General features: G+C 65.1%; 20 protein-coding genes and 1 riboswitch. Of the genes, 7 read left to right on the forward strand and 13 right to left on the reverse strand.

What is annotated here, in order from left to right:
• Window positions 1-364 precede the first annotated feature (364 nt).
• Window positions 365-517: riboswitch (FMN riboswitch) on the forward strand.
• Window positions 518-595: 78 nt separating this feature from the next.
• Window positions 596-1,177: a 6,7-dimethyl-8-ribityllumazine synthase gene (locus IC762_RS06810; protein WP_195787950.1), complete on the forward strand. Its 582-nt coding sequence runs from the start codon at window positions 596-598 to the stop codon at window positions 1,175-1,177.
• Window positions 1,178-1,282: 105 nt separating this feature from the next.
• The gene (locus tag IC762_RS06815; protein ID WP_195787952.1) at window positions 1,283-2,089 is read left to right on the forward strand and encodes an SDR family NAD(P)-dependent oxidoreductase; all 807 of its coding nucleotides are present in this window, start codon (window positions 1,283-1,285) and stop codon (window positions 2,087-2,089) included.
• 52 nt (window positions 2,090-2,141) lie between these two features.
• On the opposite strand, the gene IC762_RS06820 is transcribed toward IC762_RS06815, so the two are convergent.
• The 9 genes from IC762_RS06820 to IC762_RS06860 all read right to left on the reverse strand — a co-directional run bounded on the left by IC762_RS06820 (window position 2,142) and on the right by IC762_RS06860 (window position 10,646).
• Window positions 2,142-2,642 carry a ParB N-terminal domain-containing protein gene (locus tag IC762_RS06820; protein ID WP_195787954.1) on the reverse strand — a complete coding sequence of 167 codons (501 nt, stop codon included), beginning with the start codon at window positions 2,640-2,642 and terminating at the stop codon, window positions 2,142-2,144.
• A gap of 182 nt (window positions 2,643-2,824) precedes the next feature.
• Window positions 2,825-3,940 carry a fatty acid desaturase gene (locus IC762_RS06825; RefSeq protein ID WP_195790022.1) on the reverse strand — a complete coding sequence of 372 codons (1,116 nt, stop codon included), beginning with the start codon at window positions 3,938-3,940 and terminating at the stop codon, window positions 2,825-2,827.
• 336 nt (window positions 3,941-4,276) lie between these two features.
• Window positions 4,277-5,230, reverse strand: coding sequence for a ribose-phosphate pyrophosphokinase (locus tag IC762_RS06830; protein WP_195787956.1), 954 nt, complete (start codon window positions 5,228-5,230; stop codon window positions 4,277-4,279).
• A 178-nt stretch (window positions 5,231-5,408) separates the two neighbouring features.
• Window positions 5,409-6,029: a hypothetical protein gene (locus IC762_RS06835; protein WP_195787958.1), complete on the reverse strand. Its 621-nt coding sequence runs from the start codon at window positions 6,027-6,029 to the stop codon at window positions 5,409-5,411.
• 102 nt (window positions 6,030-6,131) lie between these two features.
• Window positions 6,132-7,064: a MerR family transcriptional regulator gene (locus IC762_RS06840; protein WP_195787960.1), complete on the reverse strand. Its 933-nt coding sequence runs from the start codon at window positions 7,062-7,064 to the stop codon at window positions 6,132-6,134.
• Window positions 7,065-7,135: 71 nt separating this feature from the next.
• Entirely contained in the window at window positions 7,136-7,915 is a 780-nt protein-coding gene (gene pgeF, locus IC762_RS06845; protein ID WP_195787961.1) for a peptidoglycan editing factor PgeF, read from the reverse strand.
• A gap of 2 nt (window positions 7,916-7,917) precedes the next feature.
• Window positions 7,918-8,973: a class I SAM-dependent methyltransferase gene (locus tag IC762_RS06850; RefSeq protein ID WP_195790023.1), complete on the reverse strand. Its 1,056-nt coding sequence runs from the start codon at window positions 8,971-8,973 to the stop codon at window positions 7,918-7,920.
• Between the two features lie 68 nt (window positions 8,974-9,041).
• Entirely contained in the window at window positions 9,042-9,896 is an 855-nt protein-coding gene (lgt, locus tag IC762_RS06855; RefSeq protein WP_195787963.1) for a prolipoprotein diacylglyceryl transferase, read from the reverse strand.
• A 15-nt stretch (window positions 9,897-9,911) separates the two neighbouring features.
• A complete protein-coding gene (locus IC762_RS06860; protein ID WP_195787965.1) occupies window positions 9,912-10,646 on the reverse strand; it encodes a dienelactone hydrolase family protein in 735 nt (244 codons plus the stop codon).
• 174 nt (window positions 10,647-10,820) lie between these two features.
• Here IC762_RS06860 and IC762_RS06865 point away from each other — a divergent pair, with 174 nt between their 5' ends.
• The 4 genes from IC762_RS06865 to ychF all read left to right on the forward strand — a co-directional run bounded on the left by IC762_RS06865 (window position 10,821) and on the right by ychF (window position 13,883).
• Window positions 10,821-11,090, forward strand: coding sequence for an accessory factor UbiK family protein (locus IC762_RS06865; protein ID WP_195787967.1), 270 nt, complete (start codon window positions 10,821-10,823; stop codon window positions 11,088-11,090).
• A gap of 276 nt (window positions 11,091-11,366) precedes the next feature.
• Window positions 11,367-12,089: a 50S ribosomal protein L25/general stress protein Ctc gene (locus tag IC762_RS06870; RefSeq protein ID WP_195787969.1), complete on the forward strand. Its 723-nt coding sequence runs from the start codon at window positions 11,367-11,369 to the stop codon at window positions 12,087-12,089.
• Between the two features lie 55 nt (window positions 12,090-12,144).
• A complete protein-coding gene (gene pth, locus IC762_RS06875; RefSeq protein ID WP_195787971.1) occupies window positions 12,145-12,750 on the forward strand; it encodes an aminoacyl-tRNA hydrolase in 606 nt (201 codons plus the stop codon).
• A 35-nt stretch (window positions 12,751-12,785) separates the two neighbouring features.
• Entirely contained in the window at window positions 12,786-13,883 is a 1,098-nt protein-coding gene (gene ychF / locus IC762_RS06880) for a redox-regulated ATPase YchF (RefSeq protein ID WP_195787972.1), read from the forward strand.
• A gap of 177 nt (window positions 13,884-14,060) precedes the next feature.
• Here ychF and IC762_RS06885 read toward each other — a convergent pair whose 3' ends face one another.
• The gene (locus IC762_RS06885; protein ID WP_195790024.1) at window positions 14,061-14,336 is read right to left on the reverse strand and encodes a metal-sensitive transcriptional regulator; all 276 of its coding nucleotides are present in this window, start codon (window positions 14,334-14,336) and stop codon (window positions 14,061-14,063) included.
• A 24-nt stretch (window positions 14,337-14,360) separates the two neighbouring features.
• Here IC762_RS06885 and IC762_RS06890 point away from each other — a divergent pair, with 24 nt between their 5' ends.
• On the forward strand, window positions 14,361-16,799 hold the full coding sequence (locus IC762_RS06890) for a heavy metal translocating P-type ATPase (RefSeq protein WP_433995878.1): 2,439 nt from the start codon (window positions 14,361-14,363) through the stop codon (window positions 16,797-16,799).
• Between the two features lie 98 nt (window positions 16,800-16,897).
• Here the strand turns inward: IC762_RS06890 and IC762_RS06895 are convergent, their stop codons facing one another.
• The 3 genes from IC762_RS06895 to trxB all read right to left on the reverse strand — a co-directional run bounded on the left by IC762_RS06895 (window position 16,898) and on the right by trxB (window position 20,297).
• The gene (locus IC762_RS06895) at window positions 16,898-17,812 is read right to left on the reverse strand and encodes a 4-hydroxy-tetrahydrodipicolinate synthase family protein (protein ID WP_195787974.1); all 915 of its coding nucleotides are present in this window, start codon (window positions 17,810-17,812) and stop codon (window positions 16,898-16,900) included.
• 596 nt (window positions 17,813-18,408) lie between these two features.
• Window positions 18,409-19,329 carry a LysR family transcriptional regulator gene (locus IC762_RS06900; RefSeq protein WP_195787975.1) on the reverse strand — a complete coding sequence of 307 codons (921 nt, stop codon included), beginning with the start codon at window positions 19,327-19,329 and terminating at the stop codon, window positions 18,409-18,411.
• 2 nt (window positions 19,330-19,331) lie between these two features.
• Window positions 19,332-20,297, reverse strand: coding sequence for a thioredoxin-disulfide reductase (gene trxB / locus IC762_RS06905; protein ID WP_195787976.1), 966 nt, complete (start codon window positions 20,295-20,297; stop codon window positions 19,332-19,334).
• Between the last annotated feature and the right edge of the window lie 127 nt (window positions 20,298-20,424).

The following is a 20,424-nucleotide window of genomic DNA, read 5'->3' on the forward strand; positions in this document are numbered from 1 at the left end:
GTACAGTTCCTTCAAGCGGGCTTCCGAATGCCCCGGACCTGACGCGGATGAAGTGATGTGATTTGCGGAATCCGCGCAACCGCACGCCGAGTCCGTCCACAGCGAAAGCGCGCATCGTCCACAGCTGACTTCCGCCACATTTGTTAATTTGAGAACAAATCAGAATCGCAGCTGCATGCGTAAGAGTTTGTTAACTTTTTGCCGGCGCTTCGGCGCAGCGTGAATCAGCCCTCGCGGCCCGCGATGGCGTCGGGCAGGACAGCGGTGCGCTCATGGGGACCATGCAATTCGCCATGCCAATGGTGCTTGCCGGCCTGTCGCGGTTTGGTCATATTTGCGTCAGGCACGTCCATCCCGGGCGGGCCGATGTTCTCAGGGCGGGGTGAAAATCCCCACCGGCGGTAAGGGCGATGAGCCCAAGCCCGCGAGCGCCTTCTTCCGCGAAGCGGAGGAAGGGTCAGCAGATTCGGTGTGATTCCGAAGCCGACGGTTACAGTCCGGATGAAAGAGAACGGTTGCGGCAGCCCGCGCGGATTCGCGTGGGGCTCGTGTCGTTGTCCGTGTGCCCTGATTCTGGTCCTGAAAGAGGAAAGCCATGAATCAGATGTTGCAAGACCAAGACCTCCAAACCTCCGAAGCCCAAACCTCCCAAGCGGAAGCAGCCTCCGACACGCCGGCGGCTCCGCCTGCGGTCGAACATCCGCGCTTCGCAAAGCCGCAGCGCGTCGCCTTCGTGCAATCGTCCTGGCACCGCGAGGTGGTGGAGGAATGCCGCATCGCCTTCCTGAAGGAGATCGAGGCGCGACACATCACCAATATCGATGTGTTCGAGGTGCCGGGCTCGTTCGAGATCCCGCTGCATGCGCAGCTGCTGGCCAAGACGCGCCGTTACACCGCGATCGTCGCCGCAGGACTCGTCGTCGACGGTGGCATCTACCGCCACGAATTCGTCGCCGACACCGTGATCAAGGCGCTGATGGACGTACAGCTGCGCACCGAGGTGCCGGTGTTCTCCGCGGTGCTGACGCCGCAGCAATTCCACGAGACCGAGGTGCATTACGACTTCTTCCGTCGTCATTTCACCATCAAGGGTATCGAGGTCGCGGAAGCCTGCGCCAACACGCTGCTCAGCCTGGAGCGGCTGCGCGGCCAGGTCGCGGCGGGGATTGCGGGCTAGCCAGCACCAACGCAAAAACGATTCCGGCATGCGCGCCGGGATCGCTCACGTCGCCCGCGTATCGGTTATGCTTCCGGGCATAATCAAGATGCGCGGGAGGTGCTCATGGCTGAACAACATTCCTCCGATTGGCTCGGCCTTTCCGGCCGCGTGGCGGTCGTCACCGGCGGAGGCGGCGGCATCGGCCGTTCCACCGCGTTGAGTTTCGCGCGCGCCGGCGCCACGGTCGCCGCGCTTGATCGCGACGCGCGCGGGCTCGAAGAGACCAGGGCGAAGCTGCGCGAGTTCGGCGACGGCCATCTCGTCGCAAGCTGCGACACGACCAGCGCCGAGGACGTCGCGGCTGCCGCCTCGGCCGTCGAGCGCGCGCTTGGACCCTGCGGCATTCTCGTCAATACCGCCGCGGTGTTGCGCCCGGGCGGGCTCGACACGCTTTCGCTCGCGGAATGGAACGCGGTGCTCGCGGTCAATCTCACCGGCTATTTCATCTGTGCGCAGGCGTTCGGCCGCCAGATGCGCGGGGCCGGACGCGGCAGCCTGGTCCACGTCGCCTCGATCGCCGCCAGCAACGCACAGGGGCAGAGCGGTGCCTACAGCGTCAGCAAGGCCGGCGTCGTCATGCTGTCGCAGCAACTCGCCGCCGAATGGGGGCCGCACGGGCTGCGCAGCAACGTGATCAGCCCCGGCCTCGTGATCACGCCGATGAGCCAGGCCTTCTACGACACGCCCGGGGTCACCGAGCGCCGCACCGCCGTGGTGCCGCTGCGCCGGATCGGCGCGCCGCAGGACATGGCGGATGCGATCCTGTTCCTGGCGAGTGATCGGTCATCTTACGTGAATGGTGAGGAGATCATCATCGACGGCGGCTATGCGCGGACGCTGATGGGCCACGTGCCACGGCCGGGGTTTTAGCGAAGAGGTCGCCGCACACCCGGTGTCGGCCCGGTCTTGAGCCGCTTGGCAATCAATAACGGCCACCTGTGCTTTTTTGTTGCGTGATCCATTCCGACAGGGTGCTGGGTCTCGATGCTGCCGTCTTGCGATTTGGCTGGCTTGGCGTTGCCTTGATGTTGTTCCGGATGCCTTTCTCCGCAGCTGGCCTCGAAACAGCGGCCAGATTGTCGGCGGCCTCCTTTTCCAGACGCAGTTTCTTCAAGCGCGCCATCTTGTCGCGCTCCGCTTCTGCATCGGCGCTGTCGGACAACAGCGTCTTTTGGTGAGCGGTCTCGGCGGGGACGAGGAGCCCGACGATTGTTTGTTCGCCAAGCGCCTTGCAGGCTTCGAACCGATGCAGTCCCTCGACCAGAACGAAGCGATCTTCGTCGGGCCGAACGAGAATGGGAGTTTGTTGCCCGACGGCCAGAATGCTTTCCGCGATTTCCTGAACCAGCTCGGGCTTGAGAGCTTTCTTCCGTTTCACGGGAACGTAAATTCTGTCGATTGGGAAGCTTTCCGGTTTGGGCATAGCTTCACCTCCGTAGTGACCGGGCCCCATCCAGAGCACCAGGCGCCGGGTGGAAGACTTTAGGGATGAAGCGCCCCAGCGCCAAGGCAATTCCTTCGCGCCGTGGCGCAACGACCGACGTCGGCTGCCGAGAGCCACGCCCCTGCTGATGCAATGCGGTAAGATCGATGAACGCGCGACCGCTATCGTGGAGCAGGCGATGGCGCGGTTGCCTGAAACTCCCGGGCTCTGATGTCGCGGAACGATACCAGCCGTTGCCGCGTCTCGTCCCACAGCACAAGCCGCACGCACTGAAAGCTTTGCAGCAGCGTGACCTGACCGATCCCGCGCAGCTCGGGGTGGTCGTGCAGCACGCCTGGAAGCCGGTAATAGGGAATGCGACTGCAGAGATGGTGCACGTGGTGGATGCCGATATTGGCCGTGAACCAGCGCAGCAACACCGGCAGATCGTAATGAGAGCTGCCGTACAGAGCGGCCTGATGCAGGTTCCAGCGCTCGTCGCGCTGCCACGCCGTTTGCTCGAATTGATGCTGCACATAGAACAGCCATACGCCGGTGGTGGCGGCCAGCAGCATGATCGGAAGATGCACGAGCAGGAACGCCTTGAGGCCGATCAGCCAGGTCAGCGCAGCGACGATCAGGGCAATCGCGAGATTGGTCGCCATCGTGCTGGCCCAAGGCTGCCAACCGCCGCGCATCAGCCCGACCGGAAGACGGTGTTGCAGCAGAAACAGATAGGCCGGCCCCAGTCCAAACATCACCAGCGGATGGCGGTAAAGACGATATGCCAGACGGCCCCACCACGATCGGGCTCGGTACTCGCGCACCGTCAGGGTTTCGATATCGCCGATCCCGCGCCGGTCAAGGTTGCCGCTGGTCGCATGATGGATCGCATGCGTGCGGCGCCACCAGTCGTACGGCGTCAGCGTGAGCACACCAATGGCGCGGCCGACCCAGTCGTTCACCCGCCGTTTGGCGAAGAAGGTACCGTGGCCACAGTCGTGCTGGATCATGAACAGGCGCACCAGAAAGCCGGCGGCCGGAATCGCGATCAGCAACGAAGCCCAGGCGTGGCCGAGGGAGAATGTGAACCAGGCCGCGGTCCATAGCAGCACCAGCGGCAAGGCTGTGATCACCAGCTCGGTAACGCTGCGCACGAGATTTGGCGTGCGATAGCTGCCCAGAATGCGCGTCCAGCGCCGCGTGTCGAGCGCTGCCAGACCCGAGTTGTGTCCAATACTCACGTTGATATCCGACGGCTGCCGCCCGCGCACCGGGTGGTCCGAGTCCTCAGCCATGTCGTCACCCGGCTCGCAGGTTTTCTGCTCGCGTTCCACCTTCGGCGCGGCCGCAGTCGCAGATGGCTTGTTCGCTGGCAATGTGGTCGTCGACTTTCTTTGTGGTCATTGCGGTCAAGCGAGACCCGCGTGCCGACGATCCGAGGGATCGGCCCCCTGTCGTTTGATCAATTTGCAGAAGAAGGACTGAAGCGCGCGCCTGTCGGGAGTGACGCGAAACGGCCCAGATATTGTTCGGCTCAGCGCCGATTACGAGCGTCGGCCCGCATATGGAAGCGAATTGGAGCGGCGTCAAGGTCTGTCCGCGGATCCTGGCTTTCGCCAGGACGAAGAGAATTAATCGAACAGGCTCGAAACCGACTCTTCCGCGGCGGTGCGGCCGATCGCTTCGGCAATCAGGCCGGCGATCGAGATGGTGCGGATGTTCGGCGCCTTGTTGATGGCTTCGGTCGGCAGGATCGAGTCGGTGATCACCAATTCCTTCAGCCGCGACGAAGCGATGCGCGCGGCGGCGCCGCCCGACAGCACGCCGTGGGTGATGTAGGCCGAGACCTCCTTGGCGCCGTGGGCGAGCAGCGCCTCGGCCGCGTTCACCAGCGTGCCGCCGGAATCGACGATGTCGTCGACCAGGATGCAGTTGTAGCCGGAGACGTCGCCGATCACGTTCATCACCTCGGACTCGCCGGGGCGCTCGCGGCGCTTGTCGACGATCGCAAGCGGGGTGTTGATGCGCTTGGCGAGCCCGCGCGCGCGCGCCACGCCGCCGACATCGGGCGACACCACCATCGACCGCGTCAGGTCGAAGCGTTCGCGGATGTCGCGCACCATCAGAGGCGCTGCGAAGAGGTTGTCGGTCGGGATGTCGAAGAAGCCCTGGATCTGGCCGGCATGCAGGTCGAGCGTCATGACGCGGTCGACGCCGGAGTGCGAGATCAGGTTTGCGACGAGCTTGGCCGAGATCGGGGTACGCGAACCGGACCTGCGATCCTGCCTGGCGTAGCCGAAATAGGGCACTACCGCGGTGATGCGGCGCGCCGAGGAACGGCGCAGCGCGTCGGTGATGATCAGCAGTTCCATCAGATTGTCGTTGGCCGGATACGACGTCGACTGCAGGATGAACATGTCCGAGCCGCGGACGTTCTCCTGGATCTCGACGAAGATCTCCATGTCGGCGAAGCGCCGGACCACGGCCTTGGTCAGTTCGATGCCAAGTCCCTTGGCGATGTCCTGCGCCAACGCAGGATTGGAGTTGCCGGCGACGAGCTTGATTGATCCGTTCTTTGCCGACATCGATGCTTCCCCCCGCGCCTTGCTGGATACGACGTTCAGCATCTCAAGTCCCTATAGAACCGGCGGGTTTTCGTGCGCGAGGGAATATCAGGCAGGTACCTCGGCTGGCAACCCATTAGCCCGTTTCCACCCCCGTTTTCCTGGGCAAAAACCGCGCCTATCCGGGATATCGCGGGGCTTAGTTAGCGGAATATCCGAGCGCCACGGTCTCGGCTGCGGCAGGCGCCGGGGCGGCTGCGACCGCGGGACCCCGGAGATCGGGTGCCGGGGTCGGCGCGGGCGCGTCGGCCGGGCTGCCGTTGATCATGCCGGACAGGCCGCTGAGGCCGGCCTGGGCGATCTTGCGCAGCACCAGATCGTCGGCGGCGGCCCAGGCGTCGCGGCCGGCCTTGCCGGCGGGCTCCTCGCCGGACAGCCGCAGCGCACGCTGCTGATTGCTGTCGTAGACGTCCCACACCCAGGCGATCATGGTGCGGCCGCGCACCACCTGAGCCGAGAGATAGCTGCGCACGCGATAGGCGGCAGCACCTTCGCGCGACACGATCGAGAGACTGCGCAGCTTGGACTCGCTGTCGAGCACGCCGACCATGCGCTCGAACACCTGGGGCGGCGGGCCGTCGATCGATTCGAATGCGACCGTCGCGCCGCTGCTGGCCGAGGCCATCGCATAGGAGTCCGCCGGATTGCCTCCGCCGGCGGCGCAGCCGCCGAGCGTGCAAGCAACCGCAAGCCAGGCGGCGGCGATCGCGGCACGCATGGCTGTCCCAGTTTGAAGCTGGTTGTTTGACGCTTCCCTCATTCCGTCCTGCGATATCGTTAAAACGGCTTAACGTCTAGGGCAGGACGGCCACAGCGCTTAACCGATCCGACGGCCGCGCCACGAGGTTTGGGATTTCTCTGTTCAGTCAGCGAGATGGTGCTGCATGGCTGCGGTGATCCAATTCCATTCCCGGTTCGGGCTGGCGTCCGGCGATTGGCCACGCATGATGGCGACCAGCTCCCAGTAGCGGGCCGCGCGGGAATCGTGCAGCCGATATTTGGTGCGAAGCCAGTCGCGGAAGTCGAGATCCGGCTGCCGTCCCAGGAGCCGCGCCGACGTCTCCAGCCATTCGTGCGCCAGCGCCTTGCCGGTGTCCGATGTCGGCTCGAGACCATGCGCGATGGCGTCCTTCGCTCTCGCCAGCATCGGCTGGCTCGCCTTCTGCCAACTGGAGGGGTCCAGCACGTCACGATTCCAGACGTCACCGGCATTGTTGCGCATGCTGGCGATGAAGCCGGGATCGTTGAGGATTCCGGACAGCTCGATCCAGGCATCGCACTGTTCGGGCGTCGGCTCGTCGGGTAATTCAGGCACGCTCGCCTCGATCATCCGGCGCGCCCATTCCCGATCGATATTGATGCCGTCGGACACTCTCTCGAAAAAGCGCTCAACGACGTTGCGGCGCTCGGCGCGGGACAGCTGCGTCATGGTCCAGAATCTCCTCAAGTCTGCTTCGGTGAGTTGCGGTGAACGCAACGCAGCCCGCAGGGCCGAGGCGACGCGGCGCTGCGCCGCGATCTCCGCTTCCAGGGCATCGAGGCGAAGCCTCAGGGCCTCGGTCAGCGAGAGCTCCTTGGACAGGACCTCGCGGACGATGTCGAGACCGAGCCCCGCGTCGCGCAGGCAGCGGATCAGGTCGAGGCGAACCAGCTCCGCGTCGGTGAAGACGCGATAGCCGCTCGCGGTGCGGCCGGCCGGCGGGAGCAATCCCCGATCCGCGTAGAAGCGGATGTTGCGGACAGAGATGCCGCTGAGCCGTGCCGCCTCGCCGATGCTGTAGGTGCGTTGTGTCATGCGCGCGTTCTGCGGTCTCCAGCAGGTGGAGAGTCAAGACGCTTATCGCACGATGGCAGCTGAAGTGCGCGTCAGCCTTCCAGCGCGATGGCGTGGACGTGCCGGCCGTAATCGGCCTCCTTGCGGTGCACGGAACGGCGATAGCTGAAGCAGCGTTCGTCCGCATAGGTGTCGATGCCGAGATCGTCGATCATCAGCACGCCGGCATTTTCCAGCCGCATCCGGATGAAGCCGGCGAGATCGAACATCGCATGTCCGTCGCGCGCGCCGGGAATGAAGAACATGCCGTTCTCGGCGTCGGCCTCGATGAAGCGTTCGACGAATTCTTTGCCGACCTCGTAGGATTCCTGGCGGATCAGCGGGCCGATCGCGGCGACGATGCCGCCGCGATCGGCGCCGAGCTTCTCCATCGCCGCGATGGTCGCTTCCAGCACGCCGGTGAGCGCACCCTTCCAGCCGGCATGCGCCGCGCCGATCACCCGCGCATTGGGATCGACGAACAGGATCGGGCCGCAGTCGGCCGTGGTCACCGAGATCGCGACGCCTTCGGTCCGGGTCACCAGCGCATCCGCCTTCGGACGCGGCGCGCCGTCCCAAGGAGCGGTCCAAGGGCCGGTCGCGACCACGACGTCAGGCGAATGGACCTGGTGGACGCTGATCAATTGCGCCGGCGGCACGCCAAGCTGTTCGGCCATCCGCCGCCGGTTCTCGGTGACCTTGGCGGGATCATCGTTCGAGCCGAGCCCGCCATTGAGGCTCGCGTAAATGCCGTCGGAGACGCCGCCCTCGCGCGAGAAGAATGCATGGCGCAGGCCGGGAATGGCCGACAGCAGCGATGATCCCAAAGTCATGGCTATTCGGCCTCGTCAGGTTGGTCGCTCAGCCCGGCGATCGAGGTCAGGCGCGGATCGGAGACGGCCATCACCTTGAACATCGAACCCATGCCGCCGCGACCGGAATCGGTCAGGCGCTTGAGCGCGCCGGCGATATCGGCGGACATTTCCGGCGTCGCCTTCGCCATCAGCCCGGCGGCGCGCGCCTCGACGCCGAGGCGCTTGAGGAAATCGCCCTGCGTCACCGGCCCGTGCACGTGTGCGCCGACATCCTCGGCCGCGCGCGCCAGCGCCTGGAAATCGACATGGGCGGTCACATCGGCCTCGCCCGGATTCTTCAAGGGGTCGGCAAAGCTGTGGCGCGCGATCGCCTGGAAGGTGTCGCCGGCGTCGCTGCAAAGGTGGCCATAATCGATGATCAGCGCGGCGCCGTCCTGGTCGCGCATCCTGGTTGCGAGCTTCAATATCTCGGTGTCGGGCCGCCACTCGAAGATCGCGTTGAGCGGCGCGGCGCGCACCAGCGGTGGCAGCAGCACCTCGAAACGCGGCGTGGGTTCCGGCGCGGCGGCGAAATACAGCCGGCCATTGGCATCGATGCCGACCGTGCGCTCGTGCCAGCCGGTCTCGCGGCGGACCATCTGGTGGATCGGCAGCACGTCGAAATATTCGTTGGCGAGGACGACCGCGGGTCCCTCGGGCACGTCGTCGATGCTGTCGTGCCAGGTGATGTTGCGCACGCCCGACAGCGTCGCGCGCTGCTTTTCGCGCAGCACCGGGTTGACCTCGACGAGGTGGATGCTGAGTGACTGGTAAAGCGGCGGCAGCACGCGCAGCGCCCGCAGCGCGTCCGCCATCATGGTGCCGCGGCCGGGCCCGAGCTCGATCAGGCGCAGCGTCGCCGGCGAGCCGATCGCCCGCCAGATCGAGGCGCTCCACAGCCCGAGCAGCTCGCCGAACATCTGGCTGACTTCCGGCGCCGTGGTGAAATCGCCCTCGCGGCCGAGCGGATCGCGCGACAAATAGTAGCCGTGCTGCGGATGCAGCAGGCACAATTCCATGTAGCGCCAGACCGGCATCGGCCCGGACAGTTTGATCAGCTTCCTGATCTCGTCCAGCAGCGGGGAGGGTTCGCTCACGGCCTTCCTTAGGTCGAGCTTGAAATCGAACTTTGCGTCGGCCCCGCCGCCCTGCGGCGGACGGAGGCCAGGATAATGATAGCGCCGGCAATGATCATTGGCACAGACAGCAACATGCCCATGGTTAACCCGCCCCACAGGAATCCGAGCTGGGGGTCAGGCTCCCGGAACAGCTCGCCGGTGATTCGGGCAAACCCGTAAAGCGTGATGAAGCTGCCGAGGATCAGGCCGGGCCGCTTCAGCGCCCCCAGCCGGATCATGATGGCCAGCACGATAAACAGCAGGATGCCCTCGAGGCCTGCCTCGTAGAGTTGGCTCGGATGGCGCGGCAGCGGCCCGCCATTCGGGAAGATCATGGCCCAGGGCAGGCTGGGGTCGGCGGGGCGGCCCCACAATTCGCTGTTGATGAAATTAGCGATCCGGCCGAGCAGCAGCCCGATCGGCGCCACCGCAGTGGTGATGTCGCCGAGCGAGGGGATCGAGATGTCGTTGCGGCGTGCAAACAACATCACGGCTGCGACGCAGCCGAGGAAGCCGCCGTGGAAGGACATGCCGCCCTTCCACAATTCGAAGATCTCGGCGGGATGCGCGATGAAGAACGGCAGGTTGTAGAACAGCACATAGCCGGTGCGGCCGCCGAGGATGATGCCGATGGTGACCCAGAGGATGAAATCGTCGAGCTGCGGCAGCGTGATCGGCGCCGGGCCGCCCCACAGCCGCTCCTTCTTGATCAGTGAGCGGGCGTAGATCCAGCCCAGCACGATGCCGACGATGTAGGCCAGCGCATACCAGCGGATCACGATCGGTCCGAGCGAGACCGCGACGGGGTTGAACACCGGAAAGTCGATCAGCAGGAATGGCATCGTGCGTCTTGAGGCTCAGCTCACGAGGTTGCGGCGATAGAGGGCGAGCAGCCGCTCCCAATGACGTTCGGCGGCGTCGCGGTCATAGACCGGGCGCTTGGGGAAGGCAAAGCCGTGATGGGTGCCGGGGTAGATCTCCACCTCGTTGTTCGATCCCTTCATGCCGGCCCTCACCTGCTCGATGATCTCCGCCGGCGCGTAGATATCGGTCTCGGCGCAGGCGAAATAAAGTTCGGCCTTGGTCTTTTGCGCGGCGAGATGCGGGCTGTCGGGTTGGTCGGTCGCCAGATGGGTGCCGTAGATCGAGGCGGCCGCCTTGACGCGTGCCGGGAAATGCGTCGCCGCGTTCACCGCGTAGCGGCCGCTCATGCAGTAGCCGACGGTGCCGATGATCGCGGTGTTCGCGGCCTTCTGCGTCTCGGCATAGGCGAGCAGGCTTTTGGTGTCCTCCATCACCAGCGGGATGTTGAGCGAATGCATCAGCGCGAACATGCGCTTGCGTTCCGGCGATTCCGGATCGGGATTGAGCGGGCCGAGCTCCATCACGCCGGCGCGGTAATACATGTTGGGCAGCATCACGTAATAGCCGGAGGTGCCGAGCCGTCGCGCCATGTCACGCAGCTCCTCGCGGATTGCCGGTGCATCCATGTAGAAGATCACGACCGGAAACGGTCCGCCGCGCTCGGGATGGGTGATGAAGGTGGTGGTCTTGCCGTCCTTGGTCTCGATCTCGACCGTGTGCTCGATCATGGCGTTTCTGCTCGCGTTGAAGGTTGCGATTTCTGTTGTGGGTTCAATACGATTGCAAGGAAACCGGGGCATGACAAGGAGAGCCGCGGGAGGCCTGCCATTCGCGCCGCACTTGCAGGTCATGGAACGGATCGCCATTGTCTGTGGCGCGAGCCAGCGAGGAGAGTTTGCGAGATGACCCAGACCAGCAACCGGTTTTTCGACGAGATCGGCCGTCTGATGAACGATGCCGCGGGCGCCGCCCAGGGCGTCAAGCGCGAAGTCGATGCGGTCATGCGCAGCCAGGCCGAACGCATCCTGCGGGACCTCGACGTGGTCAAGCGCGAGGAATTCGATGCGGTCAAGGATATGGCCCGCCTGGCGCGCGAGGAGAACGAGGCGCTGAAGGCGAGGATCGCAGCGTTGGAAGCCAAGCTCGGCGGAGCGGCGGGAACGACGGGCTGATTTGGTGCCTTCGTCATGGCCGGGCTTGACCCGGCCATGAATCCGCTTCGAAAAGAGCCGTTTTTCTTGATGGATGCCCGGGTCAAGCCCGGGCCCGACGAGTTGGGATCGCTGCTCCCTCACGCAAGAAAATTTCCTTCATTTCCTTGTCATTTCGCCGCTTTGCGGCTAAAAGCCCGCCACGTCCGCGGCCCCCGCACCCCTGGAGGCTTGCTGTGGACTTGAGCATGGGCCGCATTGCGGCCTTTAACTTTTCAAATACAAGGACTTAACGTTATGGCGACCGTCAAGGAATTGAAGGCGACCGCGCGTCCGCAGAGCGGCAAGGGGGCCGCCCGGGCAGAGCGTCGCGCCGGGAGAGTTCCCGGAGTGATCTACGGCAACAACCAGCCCCCCGTGACCATCTCGGTCGACGACCGCGAACTGCGCCAGCGTATCCTCGCGGGCCGGTTCCTGACCACGATTTACGACATCGATCTCGAGGGCAAGAAGCACCGCGTGATTCCGCGCGACTTCCACCTCGATCCGGTGAAGGACTTTCCGATCCATGTCGACTTCATGCGGCTCGGCGAAGGCGCGACCATCCGCGTCAGCGTGCCGCTGCACATCGTGAATGGTGAAACCTCGCCCGGCGTCAAGCGCGGCGGCACCGTCAACATCGTGACCCACACGCTCGAGCTCGAGTGCGCGGTCGACAACATTCCGCAATACATCGAGGCCGATGTCGGCGCGCTCGAGATCAGCTATTCGCTGCATCTGAGCGACGTCAAGCTACCCAAGGGCGTGAAGTCGCTGACCCGCGAGGACGCCACCCTGGTCACCATCGTGCCGCCGTCGGGCTACGCCGAAGAGCAGAAGGCCGCGGCTGCGGCGGCTGCCGGCGGTGCTGCCGCTCCGGCCGCTGGTGCAGCGGCTCCGGCCGCGGCGGCGCCGGCTGCGGGTGCTGCGGCTCCGGCCGCGGCTGCCAAGGCCCCCGCTGGTGGCGACAAGAAGAAGTAATCGATCAGGTCGGCGCGCGATCATTTGATGGCGCGCCGGCACGGGATGCCGCGCCATGCGCCTCTTTGTCGGTCTCGGTAATCCCGGCGCGAAATACGCCAGCAACCGGCACAATATCGGTTTCCTGGCGGTCGACGAGATTGCACGGCGTCATGGTTTCGCACCATGGCGCCGTCGCTTTCAGGGCGAGACCTCCGAGGGCGTGCTCGACCATGAGAAGGTCGTGCTGCTGAAACCGGCCACCTACATGAACGAGTCCGGACGCGCGGTGCAGGAGGCGCAGAACTTCTTCAAGCTCGCCCCCGCCGACATCACCGTGTTCCAGGACGAGCTCGAGCTGCCGCCGGCCAAGGTGCGGGTCAAGATCGGCGGCGGCATTGCCGGCCATAACGGACTGCGCTCGATTTCGGCGCATATCGGCAACGAGTATCGCCGGGTGCGGCTCGGCATCGGTCATCCCGGCGTCAAGGAACTGGTGCACAGCCACGTGCTCTCGGACTTCGCCAAGAGCGATCGGGCGTGGGTGGAGGCGCTGTGCCAGGCCATCGCCGACAATGCCGGCCTGCTGGCGAAGGCGCAGGACGCGTCGTTTGCCAACAAGGTGCATCTGACGATGCAGGCCAAGGGATTTTTCGACAAGGATGAGAACGGCGCGCCGTGACGCGCGGCGCGTCTCCAACGGATTCGGGATGGATTATGGGATTCAAATGCGGGATCGTCGGGCTGCCTAACGTCGGCAAGTCGACGCTGTTCAATGCGCTGACCGAGACGGCGGCAGCCCAAGCGGCAAACTATCCGTTCTGCACCATCGAGCCGAATGTCGGCGAGGTTGCAGTGCCCGATCCGCGGCTCGACAAGCTTTCGGCGATCGCCAAGTCCGCGCAGATCATTCCGACCCGTCTGACCTTCGTCGACATCGCCGGCCTGGTCCGCGGCGCCTCGAAGGGCGAAGGCCTCGGCAACCAGTTTCTCGCCACCATCCGCGAGGTCGATGCGGTCGCGCATGTGGTGCGCTGCTTCGAGGATTCCGACATCACCCATGTGGAAGGCAAGATCGCACCACTGGCCGATATCGAGACCATCGAGACCGAGCTGATGCTCGCCGACCTCGATAGCCTGGAAAAGCGCGTCGACAACCTCGCGAAGAAGGCCAAGGGCAACGACAAGGACGCCAAGGAGCAGCTCGAGCTGGTCAACCGCGCCCTCGTCCTGCTGCGCGACGGCAAGCCGGCCCGCGCGCTGGAGCGCAAGCCGGAAGAGGAGCGTGCGTTCCGCATGCTCGGCCTCCTGACCTCGAAGCCGGTGCTTTACGTCTGCAATGTCGAGGAAGGTTCGGCCAAGGACGGCAATGATTTCTCAAAGGCGGTGTTCGAGCACGCCAGGAAGGAGGGGGCCGTTGCCGTCGTGATCTCCGCCAAGATCGAGTCCGAGATCGCGACGCTGTCGCGCGAGGAGCGGGTCGATTTCCTCGATACGCTTGGCCTCGAAGAAGCCGGTCTCGACCGCCTGATCCGTGCCGGCTATGAGCTGCTCCATCTCATCACCTATTTCACCGTCGGCCCGAAGGAAGCGCGTGCCTGGACCATCGACCGGGGGACCAGGGCACCCGGCGCAGCCGGCGTGATCCATACCGACTTCGAGAAGGGCTTCATTCGCGCCGAGACCATCGCCTATGACGATTACATCGCAGGCAATGGCGAAGCCGGCGCGCGCGATGCCGGCAAGCTGCGGCTCGAAGGCAAGGACTATGTCGTCGCCGATGGCGACGTGATGCATTTCAGGTTCAATACCTGACCGCGATTTCGCGGCGATCTCTCTCTCCCACGTCGTCCCGGGCAAGCAAAGCGCGACCCGGGACCCATAACCACAGGATTGCATTGTTAGAGCGGGCTGTAGCCACAGCATCGCGCAACAATCACCTGTTGTGGTTATGGGTCCCTGCTTTCGCAGGGACGACATCGAGTGTGCAATTCACCGATCCGCGCGGCCGATCACGTCCATCAGCTCGGTGATCTTGCGCCGCTGGTCGGCCTTGTCGCCGGACGAGATGGCGTGCTCCACGCAATGTGCGACATGGTCGCGTAGCACCTCCTCCTCGACACGGCGCAGCGCCGCGCGCGCGGCGGCGATCTGTGTCACCACGTCGATGCAGTAACGGTCCTCCTCGACCATGCCGGCGAGGCCGCGGATCTGACCCTCGATCCGTTTGAGCCGTTTCAAGCAGGATGACTTGATCTCTTCGCGCATAAGCGTCATATACCCCCCTAGGGTATGCAAATCAAGAGGCCGGGATACCGGTCGAGGAAGAGTCTCGTGGCACAAATCGAGCACGACCATTCGCACGCGCGTCATCACGACCATCACGGCGCAGCCGCGCATTCCTGCTGCGGCGGCAAGCATGATCACGGCGACAAGCCGGCCGAGACGGCGTTCGCGATCGATCCGGTTTGCGGCATGAAGGTCAATCCGGCGACCGCCAAGCACCGCTTCAGCTACCAGGACGAGGAGTACCTGTTCTGCAGCGGCCGTTGCCGCGAACGCTTCGAGGCCGAGCCCGAAAAGTTTCTCAAACCCCGCGAGCCGGAGCCGCCGGCGCCGGCCGGCACGATCTACACCTGCCCGATGCATCCCGAGGTGCGCCAGGTCGGCCCTGGCAGTTGCCCGATCTGCGGTATGGCGCTGGAGCCCGAGCATATCTCGCTCGACGACGGCCCCGATCCTGAAATGATCGACATGACCAGGCGGTTCTGGATCGCGCTGGCGCTGACGCTACCGGTGTTCGTGCTGGAGATGGGCAGTCACCTCGGGTTGATGCACCTGGTGCCGCAGGGCTGGTCGAACTGGATCTCGTTCGTGTTGGCGACGCCGGTGGTGCTGTGGGCCGGCGCGCCGTTCTTCGTGCGGGGCTGGCAGTCGCTGGTCACCCGCAATCTCAACATGTTCACGCTGATCGCGATCGGCACCGGCGTTGCCTACGTCTACAGCGTGGTGGCCACGCTCGCACCGCAGCTTTTCCCGGCTGCGTTCCGCGACATGCATGGCGCTGTCGCGGTGTATTTCGAGGCGGCGGCCGTGATCACCGTGCTGGTGCTGCTCGGCCAGGTGCTGGAGCTGCGGGCCCGTGCGCAGACGTCGGGCGCGATCCGGGCGCTGCTCGGCCTTGCGCCCAAGATCGCACGGCGCATTACCGATCATGGCGATGAGGACATCGACATTGACGCAATCAAGATCGGCGATCGGCTCCGCGTCCGGCCTGGCGAGAAGGTGCCGATCGATGGCGTCGTCGTCGAAGGCCGCGCCGTGATCGACGAATGCATGGTCACCGGTGAATCGATGCCGGTTACCAAAGGCGAAGGCGACGCCGTGATCGGTGGCACCGTCAACCAGAGCGGCGGCCTCGTGATGCGTGCCGAGAAGATTGGCCGCGATACCATGCTATCGCGCATCGTCGACATGGTGGCGAAGGCGCAGCGCTCGCGCGCGCCGATCCAGCGGCTGGCCGATCGCGTCGCCGGCTGGTTCGTGCCGGCGGTGATTGCCGCGGCAGTGCTGGCCTTCGTCGCGTGGATGAGCTTCGGGCCTGAGCCGCGTTTCACCTTCGCGCTGGTGGCCGCTGTCACGGTGCTGATCATCGCCTGCCCCTGCGCGCTCGGGCTGGCGACACCGATGTCGATCATGGTCGGCGTCGGCCGCGGCGCGCATGCCGGCGTCCTGATCCGCGACGCGCAGGCGCTGGAGCGGATGGAGGCGGTCGATACGCTCGTCATCGACAAAACCGGCACGCTGACCGAAGGCAAGCCGAAGGTCACGCGCATCATTGCCGCCGAGGGTTTTGACGAGAGCGGCTTGCTGCGGCTTGCCGCCAGCGTCGAGCAGGGCAGCGAGCATCCGCTGGCTCAGGCGATCCTGGCCGCAGCAAAGGAGCGCAAGCTCGCAGCCGTCGCCGTCAGCGATTTCGCGTCGCCCTCCGGCAAGGGCGCGACCGGCTCGGTCGGAGGACGGCAGATCGCGCTCGGCAATGCCGTGCTGATGGCGGAGTTGAAGGTCGCAACCGCGGCTCTGGATCAGGCGGCGGAGGCCGCGCGCCGCGATGGCGCCACCGCGATCTATGTCGCGGTCGATGGCCGCATCGCCGGCGTGATCGCGATCGCCGATCCGGTCAAGGCGTCGGCGCAGAGCGCGCTACGCGAGTTGCGTGCCGCCGGCCTGCGCATCGTGATGCTGACCGGCGACAACGAGACCACCGCGCGTGCCGTGGCAAATGTGCTCGGCATCGACGAGGTCGAGGCCGGCGTGCTGCCGGAGCGCAAGAGCGAGGTCGTGCAGCGGCTGCGCGGCGAGGGCCGCATCGTCGCGATGGCCGGCGACGGCATCAACGACGCGCCGGCGCTGGCGGCCGCCGACGTCGGCATCGCGATGGGCGGCGGCACGGATGTCGCGATCGAGAGCGCCGGCATCACCCTGCTGACCGGCGACCTGATGGGACTGGTCCGCGCACGCCGATTGTCTGTCGCGACGATGCGCAACATCCGCCAGAACCTGGCGTTCGCCTTCGTCTACAACGCTGCCGGCGTTCCGATCGCGGCGGGCGTGCTCTATCCGTTGTTCGGCCTCCTGCTGTCCCCGATGGTTGGCGCCGCCGCGATGGCGCTGTCCTCGGTCAGCGTCATCGGGAACGCGCTGCGGCTGTCCAGAGTGAAGCTGGACTGAAGTTTTCTCCCACTCCCCGCACGGACGGAGAGAGCAGAGTGCGTCGCCCGGATGAAGCGCAGCGAAATCCGGCGCTGCCCGCCATCCAGGCTACGGGATTAGGCCGGCTGCAGCACAGAGGCCCGCCGCTCCATTTCGGCATCGAGCCAGCTCGCCAGATCCGCGCTCACGTCGACCATCGGCAGCCGCACCTCCGCGCTGTCGATCAACCCCTGCCGCCACAGCCAGTGCTTGGCCGGCGCGGGGCTCGGCTCGGCGAACAGCAGGCGGGTGAGGCCCGCGACCTTCCGCCATGCGGCCAGCGCCGCATCGCGATTGCCCTGCTTCAGCAGCGTGCGGATCGAGGCGAAGCTGTCGGTCTCCAGATGCGCCGACAGCAGGATCGCGCCGTCGGCGCCGTCGGAGAGCGCGTCGAAGGTCTGCGCATCCTCGCCGGTCAGTACGCGAAAGCCGGCCGGCCGCCGGTTCAGGAAATCGATCGACTGCGCGCGGTCGGCGCAGCAATCCTTCATGCCGACGATGTTCGGATGTTCGGCGAGCGCCAGCAGCGTCTCGTTGGTCAGGTTCACCGCCGTGCGGTAGGGAATGTTGTAAAGCACGATCGGCAACGCCGCGTGATCGGCGAGCGCGTTGAAGTGCTGCAACAGCCCGCGCTGCGTCGGGCGGATGTAGTAGGGGCTCGCGATCAGATAGCCGCTGATCGGCCAATCGCATGTCTCGTCCAGCGTCTCCTTCATCCGCGCGGTGCTCGCGCCGGAAAGCCCGAGACAGACCGGCAACTGGCGGGAGCTGGCAGCGAGTTCGGCCAGCACCACGCTCACCAGCCCTTCGAGCTCATCCATGCTGAGCGCCATGCCTTCACCGGAGGTTGCACCGAGGATGAAGCCGTCGATCGGGCCGCCGGCATAGTGCCGCACCAGACGGCGCAGCGAGGTGACGTCGAGCTCGCCGTCGCGAAACGGCGTGATCAAGGGCAGCCAGAGGCCCTGCAATTGCTGGTGTAGGTCGGTCATGTTCCATCTCCTTGGGAAGGCAAGCCGGAGACGGGACCAATAAAAAACCCCGTCCAGGCGGCGGGGTTTCGGGATCGGTTGAATGCGAAGGTGATCTTATCGCGCGCGATCTCGTGTCCCCGGGAGGGGAGCTTTTTTCGACGACAGAACGGCGCACGAAGTCGTGATCATCGGACAATGATGCTGCGCCGCGCGGTTGTTGTCAATGCTCGCTTGAACCACAACCCGCGGACGTTGTGTCGCGTTATCGTCGCCCGGACATGACGCCGAAATGAAAAAAAGCCGGGCTCAATAGAGCCCGGCTTAAGGTATTGGCCACGTGAGGCCGACACAATCACCTTCCAAGAGGGATTACTGAACTTCCGCGCCACTGGAGGAGGGGGACATATGCGCGACGCGAACGCTCAGCGTATGAGCACTATGATCCCCATCGACGCCATGCGGCAACCATCCAGGTCGCATGTCAGACATGCGGAGTCTTGGGGGACCTTGGGGTGGGTGTCGAGACCACCCGTGCCGAGACCACGGGTGCCGAGACGTGAGGGCTTCCTGCGCAGCGCAGGCTCCGTATAACGAAGCCGTATAAGGGCCGCTAATCAGGACGGCCAGCGCTGCGCCTTGCTGACCACGAAGTCGCGGAACACCTGCACCCGTGCCACCGTCTTCAGCTCTTCCGGATAGACGAAGTAGGTGTCGAGCGCGATCGAGTCGGACTCGCCGAACAGCTGCACGAGGTTGTTCTGCTCGACCAGATAATCCGGCAGCGCGGCGATGCCGAGGCCCTGCTGGCAGGCGCGCACCAACCCCAGGATGTTGTTGACCTTGAAGTAGGGTTCGCGCGGCCCGGAGCCGTTGCGGCCGGCGTCGATCAGCCAGCTGCGGTTCTGCAGATGCGGGGGCACCTGGGCGTCGCCCAGCATGATGATGCGGTGCGAGTCGAGATCGTCGAGCGTCCGCGGCGTGCCGAAGCGCTTGACGTATTCCGGCGAGCAATAGGCGTGGAAGCCGATCGAGAACAGCTTGCGCTGGATCAGGTCGGGCTGGGTCGGCTTGCGGGTTCGGATCGCGACGTCGGCCTCGCGCATCGACAGATCGAGATCCTCGTCGGTGACGATCAGCGAGATCCTGATGTCCGGATAGAGCGCAACGAACTCGTCGAGCCGCGGGATCAGCCAGTTGATGCCGAGCGCCGGCGGCGTCGTGATCTTGAGATCGCCGCTCGGGCGCTCGCGGCTGTCGGTGAGCTTGGCGCGCGCCGCTTGCAGCTGCATGAACACGTCATGCGCGGTGCGGAACAAGAGGTCGCCCTGCTCGGTGAGGATCAGGCCGCGGGCGTGGCGGTGGAACAGCGAGACCGAGAGCTCCTGCTCCAGCGCCGAGACCTGGCGGGAGACCGCCGATTGCGAAAGTCCAAGCTGCTCGCCGGCATGCGTGAAGCTGCCCGCTTCCGCTGCTGCGTGAAACACCTTCAGCTTGTCCCAATCCATATCCGTAAATCCGTCGCGAGATCGTGCCATGGTTATTCCGCCGCTGCGCGATCGCTCGCGCGAAGTGCCAGGAAGCGTTCCGCCTCGAGCGCCGCCATGCAGCCGAGGCCGGCGGCGGTGACCGCCTGGCGAAAGGTTTCATCCGCCACGTCGCCGGCAGCGAACAGGCCGGGCACCGAGGTCGCGGTCGAATTCGGCGCCACCTCGACATAGCCCGACGGTTTCAGTTTGATCTGGCCTTTGACGAGCTCCGTCGCCGGCGCGTGGCCGATCGCGACGAACACGCCGTCGGTCTTGAGCTCCGTCAGCGCGCCGGTCTTGACGTTCTTGAGGCGGACATGGGTGACCTTGTTCGGGTTCTCGGTGCCGCAGATCTCGTCAACGGTCGCATCCCAGACCACCTTGATCTTGGGATGCTTGAACAGCCGCTCCTGCAGGATGCGCTCGGCACGGAAGTGATCGCGGCGATGCACGATGGTGACCTGCGAGGCATGGTTGGTGAGGTACAGCGCTTCCTCGACCGCGGTATTGCCCCCGCCGACCACCACGACCTCCTTGTTGCGATAGAAGAAGCCATCGCAGGTCGCGCAGGCCGATACGCCGCCGCCCTGGAACTTGGCTTCCGAGGGGATGCCGAGCCAGCGCGCCTGGGCGCCGGTGGCGAGCACCACGGTCTCGGCGAGGTAGACGTCGCCGGAATCGCAGGTCAGGCGGAACGGCCGCTGCGAGAGGTCGAGCTTGCTGACGAGGTCGGTGACGATCTTGGTGCCGACATGGGTCGCCTGCTTCTCCATCTGCTCCATCAGCCAAGGACCCTGGATCACGTCGGCGAAGCCCGGGTAGTTTTCCACGTCGGTGGTGATGGTGAGCTGGCCGCCCGGCTGAATGCCCTGGATCAGCACCGGCTCGAGCATTGCGCGCGCCGCGTAGATCGCTGCGGTGTAGCCGGCAGGGCCGGACCCGATAATGACGATCTTGGCATGGACAGGCGCAGGCATTAGCTGATCCCTCTCGTTTGGGGACTTTGATGAGGACTTGTGCGGGAAGCGCCCGGAAACGCGTCGCGCCGGCGCCAAAAGTGTCAAATCCAAGTCTAGGATATCTGGCGAGCTATGCAAGAATTGC

Origin of the sequence: Bradyrhizobium genosp. L (genome assembly GCF_015624485.1) — a bacterium.
Taxonomy (GTDB): domain Bacteria; phylum Pseudomonadota; class Alphaproteobacteria; order Rhizobiales; family Xanthobacteraceae; genus Bradyrhizobium.

Excerpts from the sequence above, each read along its gene's own strand:
- IC762_RS06810 (WP_195787950.1), top strand. The coding sequence starts at position 596 with ATGAATCAGATGTTGCAAGACCAAGACCTCCAAACCTCCGAAGCCCAA.
- IC762_RS06815 (WP_195787952.1), top strand. The coding sequence starts at position 1,283 with ATGGCTGAACAACATTCCTCCGATTGGCTCGGCCTTTCCGGCCGCGTG.
- IC762_RS06820 (WP_195787954.1), bottom strand. The coding sequence starts at position 2,642 with ATGCCCAAACCGGAAAGCTTCCCAATCGACAGAATTTACGTTCCCGTG.
- IC762_RS06825 (WP_195790022.1), bottom strand. The coding sequence starts at position 3,940 with ATGGCTGAGGACTCGGACCACCCGGTGCGCGGGCGGCAGCCGTCGGAT.
- IC762_RS06830 (WP_195787956.1), bottom strand. The coding sequence starts at position 5,230 with ATGTCGGCAAAGAACGGATCAATCAAGCTCGTCGCCGGCAACTCCAAT.
- IC762_RS06835 (WP_195787958.1), bottom strand. The coding sequence starts at position 6,029 with ATGAGGGAAGCGTCAAACAACCAGCTTCAAACTGGGACAGCCATGCGT.
- IC762_RS06840 (WP_195787960.1), bottom strand. The coding sequence starts at position 7,064 with ATGACACAACGCACCTACAGCATCGGCGAGGCGGCACGGCTCAGCGGC.
- pgeF (WP_195787961.1), bottom strand. The coding sequence starts at position 7,915 with ATGACTTTGGGATCATCGCTGCTGTCGGCCATTCCCGGCCTGCGCCAT.
- IC762_RS06850 (WP_195790023.1), bottom strand. The coding sequence starts at position 8,973 with ATGCCGGTCTGGCGCTACATGGAATTGTGCCTGCTGCATCCGCAGCAC.
- lgt (WP_195787963.1), bottom strand. The coding sequence starts at position 9,896 with ATGCCATTCCTGCTGATCGACTTTCCGGTGTTCAACCCCGTCGCGGTC.
- IC762_RS06860 (WP_195787965.1), bottom strand. The coding sequence starts at position 10,646 with ATGATCGAGCACACGGTCGAGATCGAGACCAAGGACGGCAAGACCACC.
- IC762_RS06865 (WP_195787967.1), top strand. The coding sequence starts at position 10,821 with ATGACCCAGACCAGCAACCGGTTTTTCGACGAGATCGGCCGTCTGATG.
- IC762_RS06870 (WP_195787969.1), top strand. The coding sequence starts at position 11,367 with ATGGCGACCGTCAAGGAATTGAAGGCGACCGCGCGTCCGCAGAGCGGC.
- pth (WP_195787971.1), top strand. The coding sequence starts at position 12,145 with ATGCGCCTCTTTGTCGGTCTCGGTAATCCCGGCGCGAAATACGCCAGC.
- ychF (WP_195787972.1), top strand. The coding sequence starts at position 12,786 with ATGGGATTCAAATGCGGGATCGTCGGGCTGCCTAACGTCGGCAAGTCG.
- IC762_RS06885 (WP_195790024.1), bottom strand. The coding sequence starts at position 14,336 with ATGCGCGAAGAGATCAAGTCATCCTGCTTGAAACGGCTCAAACGGATC.
- IC762_RS06890 (WP_433995878.1), top strand. The coding sequence starts at position 14,361 with ATGCAAATCAAGAGGCCGGGATACCGGTCGAGGAAGAGTCTCGTGGCA.
- IC762_RS06895 (WP_195787974.1), bottom strand. The coding sequence starts at position 17,812 with ATGACCGACCTACACCAGCAATTGCAGGGCCTCTGGCTGCCCTTGATC.
- IC762_RS06900 (WP_195787975.1), bottom strand. The coding sequence starts at position 19,329 with ATGGCACGATCTCGCGACGGATTTACGGATATGGATTGGGACAAGCTG.
- trxB (WP_195787976.1), bottom strand. The coding sequence starts at position 20,297 with ATGCCTGCGCCTGTCCATGCCAAGATCGTCATTATCGGGTCCGGCCCT.